The sequence below is a fragment of the Klebsiella sp. JB_Kp031 genome, assembly GCF_040064295.1.
In the GTDB taxonomy this organism is placed as follows: Bacteria; Pseudomonadota; Gammaproteobacteria; order Enterobacterales; family Enterobacteriaceae; genus Klebsiella; species Klebsiella quasipneumoniae.
Window position 1 is genome coordinate 52,169 of sequence record NZ_JBEAJW010000040.1, and the last position, 16,566, is coordinate 68,734.

The 16,566-nt window shown below is 58.7% G+C and carries 18 protein-coding genes; 8 read left to right on the forward strand and 10 right to left on the reverse strand.

The features are described 5' to 3' along the window. Entirely contained in the window at positions 1–1,026 is a 1,026-nt protein-coding gene (tdh, locus tag ABLV64_RS20075; protein WP_043522712.1) for an L-threonine 3-dehydrogenase, read from the forward strand. 169 nt (positions 1,027–1,195) lie between these two features. Then, on the forward strand, positions 1,196–1,984 hold the full coding sequence (locus ABLV64_RS20080; RefSeq protein WP_017900043.1) for a glycosyltransferase family 2 protein: 789 nt from the start codon (positions 1,196–1,198) through the stop codon (positions 1,982–1,984). A gap of 5 nt (positions 1,985–1,989) precedes the next feature. On the opposite strand, the gene ABLV64_RS20085 is transcribed toward ABLV64_RS20080, so the two are convergent. Genes ABLV64_RS20085 through gpmM form a run of 3 tightly spaced genes read right to left on the reverse strand, consistent with a single transcriptional unit; the run spans position 1,990 to position 5,775 of the window. After that, positions 1,990–2,946: a divergent polysaccharide deacetylase family protein gene (locus tag ABLV64_RS20085; RefSeq protein WP_004205049.1), complete on the reverse strand. Its 957-nt coding sequence runs from the start codon at positions 2,944–2,946 to the stop codon at positions 1,990–1,992. A gap of 3 nt (positions 2,947–2,949) precedes the next feature. Beyond that, positions 2,950–4,221 (reverse strand): murein hydrolase activator EnvC, encoded by a 1,272-nt coding sequence (gene envC, locus ABLV64_RS20090; protein ID WP_004205048.1) that lies wholly within the window; start codon positions 4,219–4,221, stop codon positions 2,950–2,952. Between the two features lie 9 nt (positions 4,222–4,230). After that, positions 4,231–5,775: a 2,3-bisphosphoglycerate-independent phosphoglycerate mutase gene (gpmM, locus tag ABLV64_RS20095; RefSeq protein ID WP_004205047.1), complete on the reverse strand. Its 1,545-nt coding sequence runs from the start codon at positions 5,773–5,775 to the stop codon at positions 4,231–4,233. Between the two features lie 245 nt (positions 5,776–6,020). Here gpmM and ABLV64_RS20100 point away from each other — a divergent pair, with 245 nt between their 5' ends. The 5 genes from ABLV64_RS20100 (at position 6,021) to cysE (ending at position 9,250) form a co-directional block, all read left to right on the forward strand. Continuing rightward, entirely contained in the window at positions 6,021–6,452 is a 432-nt protein-coding gene (locus ABLV64_RS20100) for a rhodanese-like domain-containing protein (protein WP_004205046.1), read from the forward strand. A gap of 104 nt (positions 6,453–6,556) precedes the next feature. Further along, positions 6,557–6,808, forward strand: coding sequence for a glutaredoxin 3 (gene grxC / locus ABLV64_RS20105; RefSeq protein WP_002922429.1), 252 nt, complete (start codon positions 6,557–6,559; stop codon positions 6,806–6,808). Positions 6,809–6,868: 60 nt separating this feature from the next. Next, a complete protein-coding gene (gene secB / locus ABLV64_RS20110; protein ID WP_002922428.1) occupies positions 6,869–7,336 on the forward strand; it encodes a protein-export chaperone SecB in 468 nt (155 codons plus the stop codon). Continuing rightward, positions 7,336–8,355 carry an NAD(P)H-dependent glycerol-3-phosphate dehydrogenase gene (gene gpsA / locus ABLV64_RS20115; protein WP_004205045.1) on the forward strand — a complete coding sequence of 340 codons (1,020 nt, stop codon included), beginning with the start codon at positions 7,336–7,338 and terminating at the stop codon, positions 8,353–8,355. The genes secB and gpsA overlap by 1 nt, the downstream gene beginning before the upstream one ends. Before the next feature lie 73 nt (positions 8,356–8,428). After that, positions 8,429–9,250 carry a serine O-acetyltransferase gene (cysE, locus tag ABLV64_RS20120; protein WP_002922426.1) on the forward strand — a complete coding sequence of 274 codons (822 nt, stop codon included), beginning with the start codon at positions 8,429–8,431 and terminating at the stop codon, positions 9,248–9,250. A 102-nt stretch (positions 9,251–9,352) separates the two neighbouring features. Here the strand turns inward: cysE and trmL are convergent, their stop codons facing one another. From trmL to ABLV64_RS20145, 5 genes are all read right to left on the reverse strand, one after another. After that, positions 9,353–9,826 carry a tRNA (uridine(34)/cytosine(34)/5-carboxymethylaminomethyluridine(34)-2'-O)-methyltransferase TrmL gene (gene trmL, locus ABLV64_RS20125; protein ID WP_004205043.1) on the reverse strand — a complete coding sequence of 158 codons (474 nt, stop codon included), beginning with the start codon at positions 9,824–9,826 and terminating at the stop codon, positions 9,353–9,355. Between the two features lie 248 nt (positions 9,827–10,074). Then, on the reverse strand, positions 10,075–11,259 hold the full coding sequence (gene lldD, locus ABLV64_RS20130; RefSeq protein WP_004205042.1) for an FMN-dependent L-lactate dehydrogenase LldD: 1,185 nt from the start codon (positions 11,257–11,259) through the stop codon (positions 10,075–10,077). Further along, positions 11,259–12,032 (reverse strand): transcriptional regulator LldR, encoded by a 774-nt coding sequence (lldR, locus tag ABLV64_RS20135; protein WP_004205041.1) that lies wholly within the window; start codon positions 12,030–12,032, stop codon positions 11,259–11,261. Before lldR ends, lldD begins: the two co-directional genes overlap by 1 nt. After that, a complete protein-coding gene (lldP, locus tag ABLV64_RS20140; RefSeq protein ID WP_004205040.1) occupies positions 12,029–13,684 on the reverse strand; it encodes an L-lactate permease in 1,656 nt (551 codons plus the stop codon). Before lldP ends, lldR begins: the two co-directional genes overlap by 4 nt. A 283-nt stretch (positions 13,685–13,967) precedes the next feature. Then, a complete protein-coding gene (locus ABLV64_RS20145) occupies positions 13,968–14,330 on the reverse strand; it encodes a YibL family ribosome-associated protein (protein ID WP_002922410.1) in 363 nt (120 codons plus the stop codon). Positions 14,331–14,602: 272 nt separating this feature from the next. Here ABLV64_RS20145 and ABLV64_RS20150 point away from each other — a divergent pair, with 272 nt between their 5' ends. Further along, on the forward strand, positions 14,603–14,827 hold the full coding sequence (locus ABLV64_RS20150; RefSeq protein ID WP_069135572.1) for a hypothetical protein: 225 nt from the start codon (positions 14,603–14,605) through the stop codon (positions 14,825–14,827). Here ABLV64_RS20150 and mtlR read toward each other — a convergent pair. Both mtlR and mtlD read right to left on the reverse strand, forming a co-directional pair. Further along, on the reverse strand, positions 14,816–15,412 hold the full coding sequence (mtlR, locus tag ABLV64_RS20155; RefSeq protein ID WP_002922401.1) for a mannitol operon repressor MtlR: 597 nt from the start codon (positions 15,410–15,412) through the stop codon (positions 14,816–14,818). The two genes, ABLV64_RS20150 and mtlR, sit on opposite strands and share 12 nt — an antisense overlap. Next, positions 15,412–16,560 carry a mannitol-1-phosphate 5-dehydrogenase gene (gene mtlD / locus ABLV64_RS20160; RefSeq protein ID WP_053809869.1) on the reverse strand — a complete coding sequence of 383 codons (1,149 nt, stop codon included), beginning with the start codon at positions 16,558–16,560 and terminating at the stop codon, positions 15,412–15,414. The genes mtlR and mtlD overlap by 1 nt, the downstream gene beginning before the upstream one ends. Positions 16,561–16,566 lie beyond the last annotated feature (6 nt).

Consider the following 16,566-nt stretch of genomic DNA (forward strand, 5'->3'; position numbering starts at 1 on the left):
ATGAAAGCGTTATCCAAACTGAAAGCGGAAGAAGGCATCTGGATGACCGACGTACCGGAACCGGAAGTCGGCCATAACGATCTGCTGATTAAAATCCGCAAGACCGCCATTTGCGGGACCGACGTGCACATCTACAACTGGGATGAGTGGTCGCAGAAGACTATTCCGGTACCGATGGTGGTTGGGCACGAATATGTCGGCGAAGTGGTGGGGATTGGCCAGGAAGTGCGCGGCTTTAAGATTGGCGACCGCGTCTCCGGCGAAGGGCATATCACCTGCGGCCACTGCCGTAACTGCCGCGCGGGCCGTACCCACCTGTGCCGCAACACCATCGGCGTGGGCGTCAACCGCCCGGGCTGCTTTGCCGAGTATCTGGTGATCCCGGCCTTTAACGCCTTTAAAATCCCCGACAATATCTCTGATGACCTGGCGTCTATCTTCGACCCGTTCGGCAACGCGGTGCACACCGCGCTCTCCTTCGATCTGGTCGGGGAAGACGTGCTGGTTTCCGGCGCCGGTCCGATCGGCGTGATGGCGGCGGCGGTAGCGAAACATGTCGGCGCGCGTAATGTGGTGATCACTGACGTTAACGAGTACCGTCTTGAGCTGGCGCGCAAAATGGGCGTTACCCGCGCGGTGAACGTGGCCAAAGAGAACCTTAATGACGTGATGGTCGAGCTGGGGATGACCGAAGGTTTCGATGTGGGCCTGGAGATGTCCGGCGCGCCGCCGGCGTTTCGCAGCATGCTGGATACCATGAACCACGGCGGCCGTATCGCGATGCTGGGTATTCCACCGTCGGATATGTCCATCGACTGGACCAAGGTCATCTTCAAAGGGCTGTTTATCAAAGGGATCTACGGCCGCGAAATGTTCGAAACCTGGTACAAGATGGCGGCGCTGATCCAGTCTGGTCTGGATCTCTCACCGATCATCACCCACCGCTTCGGCATTGATGACTTCCAGAAGGGTTTTGACGCCATGCGCTCCGGCCAGTCTGGTAAAGTGGTTCTGAGCTGGGAATAACGCCTCCGGTCAGTTGTAAAAACCAGCAAAAAAGGCGCCTGCGGGCGCCTTAATTTAGATTTGGATAACATTTTTAGCCTGCTTAATATCAAGCGCACAATTTCTACATCGATTTTACGGTTATTCGCTTATACAGTGTGTTTAGTCGCGGTTTAACTTTGTAACTATCATGCTTAAACTCTCCGTATGCTTACTGACCTGTAACTCTGCACGTCTGCTCATGGAGGTGCTGCCCCCGCTGCTGAGGGTGGCCGATGAGTGTATTGTCGTCGACTCCGGTAGCACCGACGAAACGGTCTCTATTTGTCAGCAGTTTGGTCTCACCGTCCATCACCATGCCTATAAAGCCCACGGCGCGCAGATGAACTATGCCATTGGGCTGGCCAGCCATGACTGGGTGCTGTGCATGGACAGCGATGAAATTCTTGATAACGACGTCGTGTCTGCCATTCAGGCGTTAAAAGCGGGGGAGGAGCCTGACCCGGCATGCGCCTGGCGTTTGCCGCGCTACTGGTTTGTCCTCGGCAAGCAGGTGCGGACGATCTACCCCATTTCCTCGCCGGATTACCCGGTGCGCCTCTTTAACCGCCAGCAGGCGCGATTTAACGACCGGCCGGTGGATGACCAGGTGGTTGGACACGCGCGATCCGTCAGGCTGCCGGGCTTTGTACGCCATGACACCTTTTATTCGCTGCATGAAGTGTTTAATAAGCTGAACAGCTATACCACCCGGCTGGTGAAGCACCAGCAGATCAAACCTTCGCTGGCGCGGGGGATCGTCAGCGCCATTGGCGCTTTCTTTAAATGGTATCTGTTCAGCGGGGCGTGGCGCTATGGCAAAGTCGGCGTGGTCACCGGCCTGTACGCCACGTTTTATAGCTTTCTCAAATATTTTAAGGCGTGGTACGCCCACGAAGATAACCAGGCGCCCGTCGCGCAAAAGCGAACGGACCCCTGAGTGGTCTAGTTGCCGGGATTGTCCCAGCCCTGCCATTTGAGGCGATAGTACTGGACCAGCGCGCTCTGGCTGATGCTGTCGCTGAGGATAGTGAAGAAGCGGCTGGCGTTCACGGGCTCCAGCGGGCGCTTCGGCTTGCAATACTTCACGCCGTGGAACGGATTACGCGGCTTCTGCTGCTGCGGCGCCGTTTGTTGCGCGGGCGGCTGAGCGTAGTTTGGCGTCGAATTGTCGACCTGCGGCTCGTTGAGCAGGCTGCTCGGGCGCACCAGCGTGATATCCGGCGGCAGATTATAGACCATCTGCTGCAGCACCCGCACCGTCGTCGGATGCGGATGGCCAATGGCTATCGCCGAACCGTTACGACGCGCCAGGGCGATGGCGCGGTTGAACTGGGTGCGGATATCGGCTTCATTCTGCGTATCGTCAAGAAACACCTTGCGCTTAATCACCTTCACCCCGGTGCCCTGCGCGGCGCGCATGGCCTGGGTATTGCCGATGGTCACGCTGTCGAGAAAATAGAGATTGTAGCGCTCCAGGGCCTGCATCACCTTCTGCATGCCAAACAGGTTGGAGGTCATCGCGCTGCCCATATGGTTATTCAGCCCGACGGCGTAGGGGACTTTGCCGTAAGCCTCGCGAATGATGCGCTCGATCTCCTCGCTGCTCATTTCGGGACGCAGGGTGTCTTTTTCCAGCGGCTGTTTGCTGAGCGGCGCCATCGGCAGGTGGATGAGCACTTCATGGCCCAGATTATGCGCTTTCGTGGCCATTTCCCGGGCGTGCGGCGCGTTCGGCAGCACGGCGACGGAGATAGTGGAAGGCAGCGCCAGCACCTGATTTTCGGTCTGCGGGCGGTAGCCAAAATCGTCAATAACGATGGAGAGTTTGCCAGCGAACGCTGGCGCCGCCAGAGCCAGCGAACCGGCTACGGCAAGAGCAATTGCGCGAAATTGAAGCAAAACTTATCTTCCCAACCACGGCTGTGGATTGACCGCCTGACCCTGGCGGCGAATTTCGAAATAGAGCGACGGACGGCCCTGACCGCCGCTGCTGCCTACGAGCGCGATAGGCTGACCGGCACGCACCTGCGTACCGACGCTGACCAGCGCGCTTTGGTTATAGCCATACAGGCTCATGTCGCCTTTGCCATGCTCGACCACCACCACCAGACCATAGCCCTGCAGCCAGTCGGCCAGAATGACCCGACCATCGGCAATGGCTCTGACTTCGGTGCCTTCAGACGCGGCGATAACCATCCCTTTCCAACGTAGTTCACCTTGCAGCTGTTCGCCATATCGATGAAGGAGCGGACCGCGAACCGGCCAGAACGCCTGACCGCGCGGCGAGCCCAGTCCGCCGGTGCGTGACATCAGCGAACGCTCGCTTTCCGTTGGTTTATAGGTGGTGCCTTTGCGCGATGCTTCCTGCTGGCGGTCGCGCACCGCCTGCGCATCGCGTGCTTCCCGATCGGCTCGGGCTTTGGCGGCAGCCTCCGCCTGGGCGATACGACCGCGTAGGCGCGATTCGTTAGCCCGCAATTCACTTAACTGTTGCTGACCTTGCTGAATGGAGGATTCCAGGCCGGAAAGGGTCTTTTTCCGTTCGTTACGCGCCTGCTCCAGCTTCGCCTGCTGAGCTTTTTGCTCGTAGACCAGCGTCTGCTGCTGGCTCTGCTTCTCTTCGAGCATCGACTTTTGCACCGCCATCTCTTCGCGCGTTTTCTTCAGTTCCGCGATGGTTTCCTGACGGGCCTGGTTGAAATAGCTGAAGTAGACCTGCATCCGCTGATTGCGCTGGCCCTCTTCACCGCTCAGCACCATCTGGATGCCGGTATGCGGCCCCTGGCGGAACGCGGCGTCAAGCTGCGCGGCGAGGTTACGCTCCTGAGACGCGCGCTGGCGCTCCAGCTTCGCGAGAGAGGCGTTCATTTCGTCAATCTGCTTATTGAGCTGGTTCAGGTTGTCCTGGGTTTCGCGCAGTTTGCGGGCCGCGGCGGCGATCGCTTCTTCCTGCGCTTTGAGCTGGGCGAGCAGGCTTGCGCGCTGCTGCTGCTGTTGCTTAATCGCCCGCTGCCTGGCGGCGATGTCGGCCTGGATGGACTTAAGCTGATCGCGATCGTCGGCGTGCGCAGATGACGCGCACAGTAATACGCCAGCGCTGAGCGCGCTGGCGTAAAGGACGGATCGAACTGCCGTTGCGATCCATGTAGTTGAATACGTCGCCTTTCCCCTCATGGGGAAGGATTATTCCACGATGAACAGCGGCTTGCCAGTCATCTCTTGCGGGATTTCCATTCCCATCAGCGACAGCATGGTTGGGGCGATGTCGGAAAGTTTGCCGCCATTGACCGCTTTAACCGCTTTGTTACCGACGTAGATCAGCGGAACCGGCAGGTTGGTGTGGGCGGTATGCGCCTGACCGGTGGCCGGGTCGCGCATCTGCTCGGCGTTACCGTGGTCGGCGGTGATCAGCAGCTGACCGCCAACGGATTCCACCGCCTGCGCCACCTGATCGATGCAGTGATCCAGCGCTTCAACGGCTTTTACGGCGGCTTCCATCACCCCGGTATGGCCAACCATATCGCCGTTCGGGTAGTTACAGATGATAGTGTCGTACTGGCCGCCTTTGATGGCCGCGACCAGTTTCTCGGTCAGCTCGGCGGAGCTCATTTCCGGCTGCAGATCGTAGGTCGCTACTTTCGGCGAATTAATCAGAATCCGCTCTTCGCCTTTGAACGGCTCTTCTACGCCGCCGTTGAAGAAGAAGGTGACGTGGGCGTATTTCTCAGTTTCGGAGATGCGCAGCTGGGTTTTATCGTGCTTGGCCATCCACTCGCCGAAGGTATTGGCCAGCGAGGCGGGCGGGTAGGCGCAGGCCACTTTGATGTCGGCGGCATATTCGGTGAGCATCACGAAGTCGAGGTTAACCACTTTCTTACGCGCAAAGCCGTCGAAGTCGGCGTTGACGAAGGCGCGGGTGATTTCGCGCGCGCGGTCAGCACGGAAGTTCATGAAGATCAGCGCATCGCCATCTTCCATCGCCGCATCGGCCTGGCCGGCGGCGCGGATCACGGTCGCTTTCACGAACTCGTCGTTTTCGTCACGGGCGTAGGCAGCCTGCAGACCGGCGACGGCGGTATCGGCCTGGAATTCGCCTTTCGCCAGGGTCATCAGGTCATAGGCCTGCTCAACGCGATCCCAGCGGTTGTCGCGGTCCATGGCGTAGTAGCGGCCGATGAGCGACGCGATGCGGCCTTTGCCCAGCGCGGCAAATTTGGCTTCGAATGTCGCCAGCGTTTTTTCCGCGCTGCGCGGCGGCGTATCACGGCCGTCGAGGAAGGCGTGCAGGTAGATCTTCTCAGCGCCGCGCTCTGCCGCCAGCTCCACCATCGCCATGATGTGATCTTCGTGGCTGTGGACGCCGCCTGGCGACATCAGACCCATGATATGTACCGCTTTGCCGGCGGCAACCGCTTTATCGACCGCGGCGGTCAGTACCGGGTTGGCGAAGAAGGTGCGTTCTTTAATTTCCACATCGAGACGGGTCAGGTCCTGATAGACGATACGACCGGCGCCCAGGTTGACGTGACCCACTTCGGAGTTCCCCATCTGACGGTCCGGCAGGCCAACTTCCAGGCCGGATGCATCGATCAGGGTATGCGGACATTTGGCCCACAGGGCGTCCATTACCGGCGTTTTAGCGCTGTAAATGGCGTTATCCTGTTGGTCTTCGCGATAGCCGTAGCCATCCAGAATCACCAGTACCATAGGTTTTTTAGTAACCGACATTGCGACAACCTCATGCTCAAAGACAGAAATTTTGCGTAATTTTACTACAGCTGAATCGTTTAAATCCCCGTGAAAGATCAAAGAAAGGGAGCGGCCAGTCCGCGGCGCGTCAGCGAGAACGGCTTTTTTTCGCCGCCGCCCGCAGAAAATACATTACATCGCGCTCACTGGCTGTAATTGCCGCAAGGCACAGGTATACTCCTTTCCTGGTTTTTTTCTCACTTAGTCGGGAGTTGTAACCCCCCATGCAAGAAATTATGCAATTCATCGGCCGTCACCCTGTTCTGAGCATCGCGTGGATCGCGCTGCTGGGGGCGGTGCTGTTCACCACCTTCAAGGGCCTGATGTCGAAAGTTAAAGTCATCACCCGTGGTGAAGCGACGCGTCTTATCAATAAAGAAGACGCGGTAGTGGTCGACCTGCGTCAGCGTGACGATTTCCGTAAAGGCCATATTGCCGGCGCCATCAACCTGCTGCCCAGCGATATCAAAGCGAATAACGTCGGCGAGTTGGAAAAACACAAATCGCAACCCATTATTGTGGTAGACGGTTCCGGCATGCAGGCGCAAGAGCCAGCCAACGCGCTGAACAAAGCCGGGTTTGAAAAAGTCTTTGTACTGAAAGAGGGCATTGCTGGCTGGAGCGGCGAAAACCTCCCTCTGGTACGCGGCAAATAACTTACCTCGCGTGGTGATGCCGCCGCGTTTTCCCCGTCGCGCCTGACGTGAGGGGAACACAGGCTGCGGCGTAAAACCCTCAGGGTAATAACAGGAGTGAAGTCATGGCCAATATTGAGATCTACACCAAAGCGACCTGCCCGTTCTGCATCCGCGCGAAAGCGCTGCTGAACAGCAAAGGCGTAACGTTCCATGAGTTGCCGATCGATGGCGATGCCGCGAAGCGTGAGGAGATGATCCAGCGCAGCGGACGGACGACGGTTCCGCAGATTTTTATTGATGCGCAGCACATTGGCGGCTGTGACGACTTGTATGCGCTTGATTCACGTGGTGGACTTGATCCCCTCTTGCGCTAATTTTTGCGCGCTTTCCCTGGCGGAAGCGCGTATTTAAGGACAACACGAAAGGGTTTTACTATGTCAGAACAAAACAGCACCGAAATGACCTTCCAGATCCAGCGTATCTATACCAAAGATATCTCTTTTGAAGCGCCGAACGCGCCGCAAGTTTTCCAGAAAGACTGGCAGCCGGAAGTTAAACTTGATCTGGATACCGCCTCCACCCAGCTGGCTGAAGGCGTTTATGAAGTGGTGCTGCGTGTAACCGTGACCGCCGCGCTGGGCGAAGAGACCGCGTTCCTCTGCGAAGTACAGCAGGGCGGTATTTTCTCCATCGACGGCATCGAAGGCACCCAGATGGCGCACTGCCTTGGCGCATACTGCCCGAACATTCTGTTCCCGTACGCGCGCGAGTGCATCACCAGCCTGGTTTCCCGCGGTACCTTCCCGCAACTTAACCTTGCGCCAGTGAACTTCGACGCGCTGTTTATGAACTATCTGCAGCAGCAGGCTGGCGAAGGTGCTGAACAACATCAGGATGCCTGATGAACGCACTTAATGCTGCAATGACTGTGATCGGTGCCGGCTCTTACGGCACCGCTCTTGCCATCACCCTGGCAAGAAATGGCCACCACGTTGTGCTCTGGGGCCATGACCCGAAACATATCGCGACGCTGCAACACGATCGCTGCAACGCCGCGTTCCTTCCCGATGTGCCTTTCCCGGATACGCTGCATCTTGAAAGCGACCTGGCCACCGCGCTGGCCGCCAGCCGCGATATTCTGGTGGTGGTGCCAAGCCATGTGTTTGGTCAGGTGTTACGCCAGATTAAACCGCTGATGCGTCCTGACGCGCGTCTGGTGTGGGCGACCAAAGGCCTTGAGGCCGAAACCGGTCGTCTGCTGCAGGACGTGGCGCGTGAAGCGCTGGGCGATGATATCCCGCTGGCGGTGATCTCCGGGCCAACCTTCGCCAAAGAGCTGGCCGCCGGCCTGCCGACGGCGATTTCGCTGGCGGCGACGGATCCGCAGTTTGCCGAGGATCTGCAGCACCTGCTGCACTGCGGCAAGAGCTTCCGCGTCTACATCAACCCGGACTTTATCGGCGTACAACTCGGCGGCGCGGTGAAAAACGTCATCGCCATCGGGGCGGGGATGTCGGACGGCATCGGCTTCGGCGCCAATGCGCGGACGGCGCTGATTACCCGTGGCCTGGTGGAAATGTCTCGCCTTGGCGCGGCGCTGGGTGCCGACCCGGAAACCTTTATGGGGATGGCCGGCCTCGGTGACCTGGTGCTCACCTGCACCGACAACCAGTCCCGTAACCGTCGCTTCGGCATGATGCTCGGCCAGGGGATGGACGTGCAAAGCGCCCAGGAAAAGATTGGCCAGGTGGTTGAAGGCTACCGCAATACCAAGGAAGTTCGCGTTCTGGCACAGCGTTTAGGTGTCGAAATGCCAATAACCGAGGAAATTTATCAGGTATTGTATTGCGGAAAAATTGCGCGCGAGGCAGCATTGACCTTATTGGGTCGCGCCCGCAAGGACGAGCGCAGCAGCAATTAGCTTTCCTTTGTCACCTGAATGACCCTGCCAGCGCAGAACTGGCAGGTCATTACCATATCGCCTGGAGTATGCAATGCCGTGTGAAGAACTGGATATCGTCTGGAATAATATTAAAGCCGAAGCCCGGGCTCTGGCTGACTGTGAGCCAATGCTCGCCAGTTTTTACCACGCAACGTTACTCAAGCATGAAAATCTGGGCAGCGCACTGAGCTATATGTTGGCCAACAAGCTGGCTTCCCCGATTATGCCGGCGATCGCCATTCGCGAAGTGGTGGAAGAAGCCTACGCCGCCGACCCGGAAATGATCGCCTCCGCCGCCTGCGATATTCAGGCGGTGCGCACGCGTGACCCGGCGGTGGATAAATACTCCACGCCGCTGCTCTATCTGAAGGGTTTCCATGCCCTGCAGGCCTATCGTATCGGCCACTGGTTGTGGACGCAGGGCCGGCGTGCGCTGGCGATTTTCCTGCAAAACCAGGTCTCCGTCTCTTTCCAGGTGGATATCCACCCGGCGGCGAAAATCGGCCGCGGGATCATGCTCGACCACGCCACCGGTATTGTGGTTGGCGAAACGGCGGTGATTGAGGATGACGTCTCTATTCTGCAGTCGGTCACCCTCGGCGGTACCGGTAAAACCAGCGGCGACCGTCACCCGAAAATTCGCGAAGGCGTGATGATTGGCGCCGGAGCGAAGATCCTCGGCAATATCGAAGTCGGGCGTGGGGCAAAAATCGGCGCAGGCTCAGTGGTGCTGCAGCCGGTGCCGCCGCATACCACTGCCGCAGGTGTTCCTGCGCGCATCGTCGGCAAGCCGGAGAGCGATAAGCCGGCGATGGATATGGATCAGCATTTCAACGGTATTCACCACACTTTCGAGTACGGCGACGGGATTTAACGTCTTGCCCGGTGGCGCTGCGCTTACCGGGCCTACGATCTCATCCCGCCAGCCTGTCGCCCGGATAAGGCTCCTTGCGCTGCAATCCGGGAATCGCTCAGGCTAGCTGCGCAGCACGGCGCCTGGATACCCCAGCTGCCGCCAGGCTTCATACACCACCACCGACACCGCATTCGACAGGTTCATGCTGCGGCTGTCCGGCATCATCGGAATCCGAATTTTCTGCTCCGGCGGCAGGGCATCAAGGATGCTCGCCGGCAGACCGCGGGTTTCCGGACCAAACATCAAGAAATCGCCATCCTGATAGCTGACCGCGCTGTGCGCCGGCGTACCTTTGGTGGTAAGGGCGAACAGGCGCTGCGGCTGCGCGCTGGCGAGAAACGCCGCGTAATCGGCGTGGCGCTGCACGGCGGTGAACTCGTGATAGTCCAGTCCGGCGCGTCTCAGGCGCTTATCGTCCCAGGTGAAGCCCATGGGCTCAATGATATGCAGACTGAAGCCCGTGTTGGCGCACAGGCGGATAATATTCCCGGTGTTCGGCGGGATCTCTGGTTCGAATAACACGATGTTCAGCATACTGCCCCCTTAATTGCGGGGGGCAGAATAGCAGATATTTGGTCAACCCTCACCCCGGCCCTCTCCCTGAGGGAGAGGGGGAAAACCGGCGCCGGCCGGTGGGCCGGAGGACGCGGGTAAAAGGACTCACCCAACCTTCGGTACTTTACCTGGACGGAGGTTAAGGCGAACGCTACCGCTAGCCTGGCTGCCGGACGGTTCCCTCTCCCTGACGGAGAGGGTGAGGAGAGAGAGCACAACGGCGCAGCTTATGCCGCGTTATGCTGCTTCAGCGCATCGAAGGTCTGCAGCGCCTCCGCGTTCTGCACCAGCGAATCACGGCTAATGTCCGCGATGGTTTTCGCGCCGGTCAGGGTCATCGCCACCTTCATCTCTTTCTCGATTAGATTCAGCAGATTCGCCACCCCCTGCTTGCCATGGGTCGCCAGGGCGTACAGGTAAGCGCGGCCCAGCAGTACGCTGTCGGCGCCCAGGGCGATCATCCGCACGACGTCGAGACCGTTGCGGATGCCGCTGTCGGCGAGAATGGTAATGTCGCCTTTCACGGCGTCGGCAATTGCCGGCAGGGCGCGAGCGGAGGAGAGCACGCCGTCAAGCTGGCGGCCGCCGTGGTTGGAGACCACAATACCGTCGGCGCCAAAGCGCACCGCGTCGCGGGCGTCCTCCGGGTCGAGGATCCCTTTGATCACCATCGGACCGTCCCAGAAATCACGGATCCACTCGAGGTCTTTCCATGAAATCGATGGATCGAAGTTATTCGCCAGCCAGCCGATGTAATCCTCCAGGCCGGTCGGCTGGCCGAGATAGGCGGAGATATTCCCCAGATCGTGCGGACGGCCGTTGAGGCCAACGTCCCATGCCCACTGCGGATGGGTGACCGCCTGCCAGTAGCGGCGCAGGGCGGCGTTCGGGCCGCTCATGCCGGAATGGGCGTCGCGGTAGCGGGCGCCGGGGGTCGGCATATCGACGGTAAAGACCAGCGTTGAACAACCCGCCGCCTTAGCGCGCTCCAGCGCATTGCGCATAAAGCCGCGGTCGCGCAGAACGTACAGCTGGAACCACATCGGCCGCTTGATGGTCGGGGCGACCTCTTCAATTGGGCAGACGGAAACGGTGGAGAGGGTAAACGGAATACCTTTGTCATCCGCTGCGCCGGCGGCCTGCACTTCGCCGCGGCGGGCGTACATCCCACACAGCCCCACCGGCGCCAGCGCCGTCGGCATCGCCAGCTTCTCGTTGAAGAGGGTGGTCTCGAGGCTCAGGTCCGACATATTGCGCAGAATACGCTGGCGTAACGCCACGTCGGAGAGATCTTCCACGTTGCGGCGCAGGGTATGTTCGGCGTAAGCCCCGCCGTCGATATAGTGGAACAGGAAAGGCGGCAGGATACGCTGGGCGGCGGCGCGATAGTCGCTGGCGGCGGAAATAATCATCACGAATTCTCCCTGGAATTATCAATAGCATCGCCGGGCAGGCGGGTAATTCGCGCCTGGCGGGCCTGGTCTTCATCAAAACGTTTAATGGTGGCGTGGACAAAGCCTAAGTGGGCCATCATCGCCTGGCGCGCCGCCTCGGCGTCGCCGGCGACAATCGCCTCCATGACGGCCTGGTGCTGTTCGGTCAGGCGGGCAAATACCGGCGGCACCAGATACATACGCTGACGGCTCTGCTTGACGGAGGAGTGCAGCAGGTCGAAAAAGCCGCGCATGGTTTGCAGGAGCACCACGTTATGCGAGGCTTCGGCGATGGCCAGATGGAAGCGGACGTCCGCCTGCGAGGCGATATCCGGGTCTTCGCTCTGGGTCGCTTCAAAGCACAGGCGAATTTTTTCTTTATCAGCGTCGGTGGCCCGCATCGCCGCGTGCCACGCGGTGCTGGCTTCGATGGCGTGGCGGGCCTCGAGGATGTCGAAGCTGTAGTCAGGGTCATCGGCTAGTAGCGTCTTCAGCGGCTGGACGATGTTTTGCTCCGACCACGGTTCATGCTGAAAGCGGACGAAAGTGCCGCCGCCTCGACGGCTCAGCAGTACCCCTTCATTGACCAGCATCGCCAGCGCTTCGCGCAGGGAATTGCGCGAGACGCCGAGCTGAGCGGCGAGCTGACGCTCGGCGGGCAGTCGCATGCCCGCCTCCAGCTGTTGTTCTTCAATCAGCGCCCGGACGCGACGGGCTACATCGTCGGCCAGGCGTTTAGGCATCACTATCACGGGATCATCCAGGTTAAAACGTAGGCCTGCAGCGTGGTGATCAGGCCCACCATACAGGTGAAGATCAGGCTGTGTTTGACGGTAAAGCGGAACAGATCCGACTCTTTACCCACCAGGCCAACCGCGGCGCAGGCGATGGCGATCGACTGTGGGGAAATCATCTTGCCGGTGACGCCGCCGGTGGTATTGGCCGCGACCAGCAGGATATCGGAGACGCCAATCTGCTGCGCCGCCGTTGCCTGCAGCGCGGCGAACAGGGCGTTAGACGAGGTGTCCGAACCGGTCAGGAATACCCCCAGCCAGCCCAGGAACGGCGAGAAGAAGGTAAACGCGTGGCCGGTATGGGCCAGCGCCAGGGCCAGGGTTGACGACAGCCCGGAGTAGTTGGAGATAAAGGCGAACGCCAGCACCATGCCGATAGAGTAGATCGGCAGCGCCAGGTCCTTCAGCGTCCCGGCGAAGGTGGTCAGCGCGTCTTTCGGCTTCATACGCAGCCAGACGATGGACAGCAGGGCGGCGAACAGAATGGCGGTGCCGGTTGCCGACAGCCAGTCAAACTTATAGATGGCGGCGTAAGGCGTCGCGGCGCTGACCACCGGCGGCATGCGGGCGACCATTTTGTCGAGGAACGGCACCGAAAAATTGATGACGAAGTCATACATCGCGCCGCCCGGTGCGAACAGCGCTTTGAACGGCGGCACGCTCCACAGGGTTACGGTGGCGGTCAGGAACAGGAACGGCGACCAGGCGCGGATCACTTGTCCTGCGGTGTAGCGCGTGCGGGCCAGCGTCATATCCACCTGCGAGGCGCCGATGTCGCCAAAGCGGAAGATGCGCACCGGCTGCCAGCGTTTGAGGAACAGGGTCAGGCAGACCAGGGAGACCAGCGATGAGATGATGTCTGGCAGCTCCGGGCCAAGGAAGTTAGAGCTGAGGTACTGGGCGATAGCGAACGAGCCGCCTGCGACCATCACCGCCGGCCAGGTCTCTTTGATGCCCCGCCAGCCATCCATGATGGCCATGATCCAGAACAGCACGATAATGGTCAGGAACGGCAGCTGACGGCCCACCATCTGGCCGATGGCGAAGCTGTCGATACCGGTTACCTGGCCGGCCACCAGGATTGGGATGCCCATCGCGCCGAAGGCCACCGGCGCGGTGTTGACGATCAGGCACAGACCAGCCGCATACAGCGGGTTAAACCCGAGTCCGACCAGCAGCGCCGCGGTAATCGCCACCGGCGCGCCAAACCCCGCTGCCCCTTCGAGAAAGGCGCCGAACGAGAATCCGACGATCAGCATCTGCAGGCGTTGGTCAGGCGTAATCGACAGGATCGACGAGCGGATAATGTCGAACTGTCCGGTCTTCACCGAGATTTTATAGACAAAGACCGCGGCGATAATAATCCACGCGATGGGCCACAGTCCGTAGAAGAAGCCATACACTACCGAGGCCAGGGCACGGTCCACCGGCATTTTATAGAACAGCAATGCGACGGCCAGGGCGATCGCAACGGTCCAGGTAGCGGCGAGATAGCCTTTCAGTTTGAGCTTAATCAGCGCAAAAAAGAAAAACAGAATCGGTAGCGATGCGATAAGACTGGATAACCAGATATTACCGGCGGGATCGTAGTTTTGTTGCCAGAGATTCATGCAGGGTCTCCATCGGGCCGCCAGGACGAGTGGGCTGAGTCTGCGCTCATTGCCGAATCCGTCTTAGGTAAAATTGGCCCGGCCAATTAGGGATTGCAGGGTTGATGACAACGAATGGTTAACCAGATGTTACTCTTAGGCAACGGGTTTGTGATGCATTTTGATGGATTTGTGAACTGTTGGGGGGTAGATGAATTTATTGGTTGGACCAATCTGCCAGCAGGGGACGAAAAAGGGTGGCGGTAGGACAGAATAACCCTCTCCGGACGGAGAGGGCTGGGGATTAGAATTCGCTGCGGGCGAAACCGGTCATCTCTTTCAGACCCATTTCCCGGCCCAGGGCGGTCATCGGATGGACGACCACCAGGCCGCGGACGCTTTTCTTCAGCTTGCCCATATCGGCCTGCTCTTTTTTGGTAATCGCGCGACGGAACGGCAGGCTCATCAGCTTTTGCGCCTCTTTGCTCAGCTTCTGGCTCTGGACGGAACGCAGACGTTCAATCTCCGTTTCCAGAGTGGCTTTTTCTTTTTCCAGCTCAGCGTATTTATCGGCGGCTTCCACCAGCGACAGCTCGGCCTGCTGGTGGCGGATGGCGTCGAGACGATCGCTCAGACGTTTGATTTCATTCTTTTCGACTTCTTTCATGGTGATTTGATCTGTTAATAAAGGGGCTTCATTCGCCTATAGTATGTGCCGTGACCGCTATTGTTGATAGCTATTTATCAAAAATTCGCCGTTAATCGCCGTCAGAATACGATACCTGAACCTGCTAATAATTTGAATTTTATTAATATTCTTTCTGATATCCGCTCTAATTTCATTTCTGTGAAGCCGGTCGGCAGATAAGCACGTTTTCCTTAACCCACGCCGGTGAATTGGCTAATGCTTAATCAGATTATTCCCAAAAGGAGGACGTGATGGCAAAGATCGGCGACGGCGTACCACGTTTAATCGACAAAGCGGTTGATTTTATGGCTTCCAGTCAGGCGTTTATGGAGTATTTGAAAAAGTCTCCGCGGCTGCAGCATGTACCGCGAGATATCCCGCAGGATAAGGAAGCGTTGTTTATGCAGCGTCTGGAATATTATCGTCAGCTTTACCGGCCGACCTGCGACCAGACGGAGCCGGAATCAGAGCGTTGATTTCTGGAAGGCTTTTTTTAAGCTGATTCGTGAAATCAGCTCAGTCAGGGACAACACCATCGTTGAACGCACCATCTGCTGGTAACGCAGTTTCTGCATTGCCAGCAGTTCGGCGTCGCTGTCATCAAACTGCGGCGTTGGCGGCAGGGCGGCGACGCAGTGCAGTTCGCCGAACGGACCGATAATTTCGTCGTCGGTAAAGCTGTACTCATTGCCGTCGTGATTAAGCTCCTCGCGCAGGGCCATCAGCAGCTCGGCGTCTTCATATTCGGCACGACTTATCACCCCAAGGCCATAAATCAGCTTCAGGCGTACAGAGAGATCGCCGAGCGGCCCGCTGCCCTCCAGCAAGGGCTCGACGGCGTATTTCACCGCGTAGTCGTCTTTACGGAACACCTGAAGCACCAGAATATTGACCGCTTCCGTTAACAGCTCGACGGTGGCGATCAGGAAGCTTCGTACGGTTTTGCCAGCATTCAGACGCTCAAGCACACGGTTTTCAAATGCTTGTGTTTCTTCCATCATTGCCTGCATATCTGACAGGAGTCGTAATGGGCGCGACGTTGGTCGCGCCAGGTTGTGCATCATTTTACCGCGTTGTAGTCGTTAACGGCCTCCGCGACGACATCGCTTGCCGCGTCAAGGCCGGAAATCTGGGCCAGCGCGGCCTGCGGCCCCTTGTCGGCGATCAGCGCCGCCAGCTCCTGAGCCTGCGGATCGTCTTCGCTACGGAAATGCATCGCCGCCGCGATCCCTTTCACCAGGTTGCGGTGCGGCAGGCCGTATTCCAGTGTACCCAGCAGCGGCTTAATTAAACGGTCGCCGGCGCTCAGTTTGCGCAGCGGCTGACGGCCAACGCGCTCAACATCGTCTTTCAGGTACGGGTTCTCGAAACGGCCAAGAATTTTCTGGATATAAGCCGCGTGCTTCTGCGGGTCAAAGGCGTAGCGTTTGATCAGCACCGCGCCGCTCTCCTCCATCGCGCCCTGCACGACGGCCCGAATTTTCTCGTCGAGGATCGCATCGCGAATCGTCTGGTGGCCCGCCAGTTTTCCGAGGTAGGCGGTTATAGCATGCCCGGTGTTCAAGGTGAAGAGCTTGCGCTCGACAAATGCCATCAGGTTATCAGTTAATTCCATTCCCGGGATGGTCGGCAGTTCGCCCTTGAACTGGGTTTTATCGACGATCCATTCGCTGAAGGTTTCCACGGTGACTTCCAGCGGGTCATGGGTAGCGGACGCCGATGGCGGCACGATACGGTCAACGGCGGAGTCGACGAAGCCGATATGGGTTTCCACCCAGGCCTTATCTTCCTCCGCCAGGGCGTTAAATACGTGGCCTTTTAACTGCGTGGTGCCGCGCACCATATTTTCGCAGGCGATAATGTTCAGCGAGCGTTCGGTGCCCTGCGCTTTGCGCTTCGCCAGCCCTTTGGCGATGGCCGGGGCGATGCGCTCAAGGACCACGGGACCGACGGCAGTGGTCACCAGGTCGACGCTGGCGATCAGATCCACGACCTCGTCGCCAATGCTGCTGACGGCATTCACGCCGGAGACGGTATCCACCTGCTCATTTTCGCCAACGACGTGAACCTGGTAGCTATGACGGGCATTCAGGGCATCAAGTACGGTCTGATTAACATCGGCAAACGTCAGTTCGATGCCCGCGTCGGCCAGCAGTTTACCGATAAAGCCACGTCCGATATTACCTGCGCCAAAATGTAATGCTTTCATAGTAGT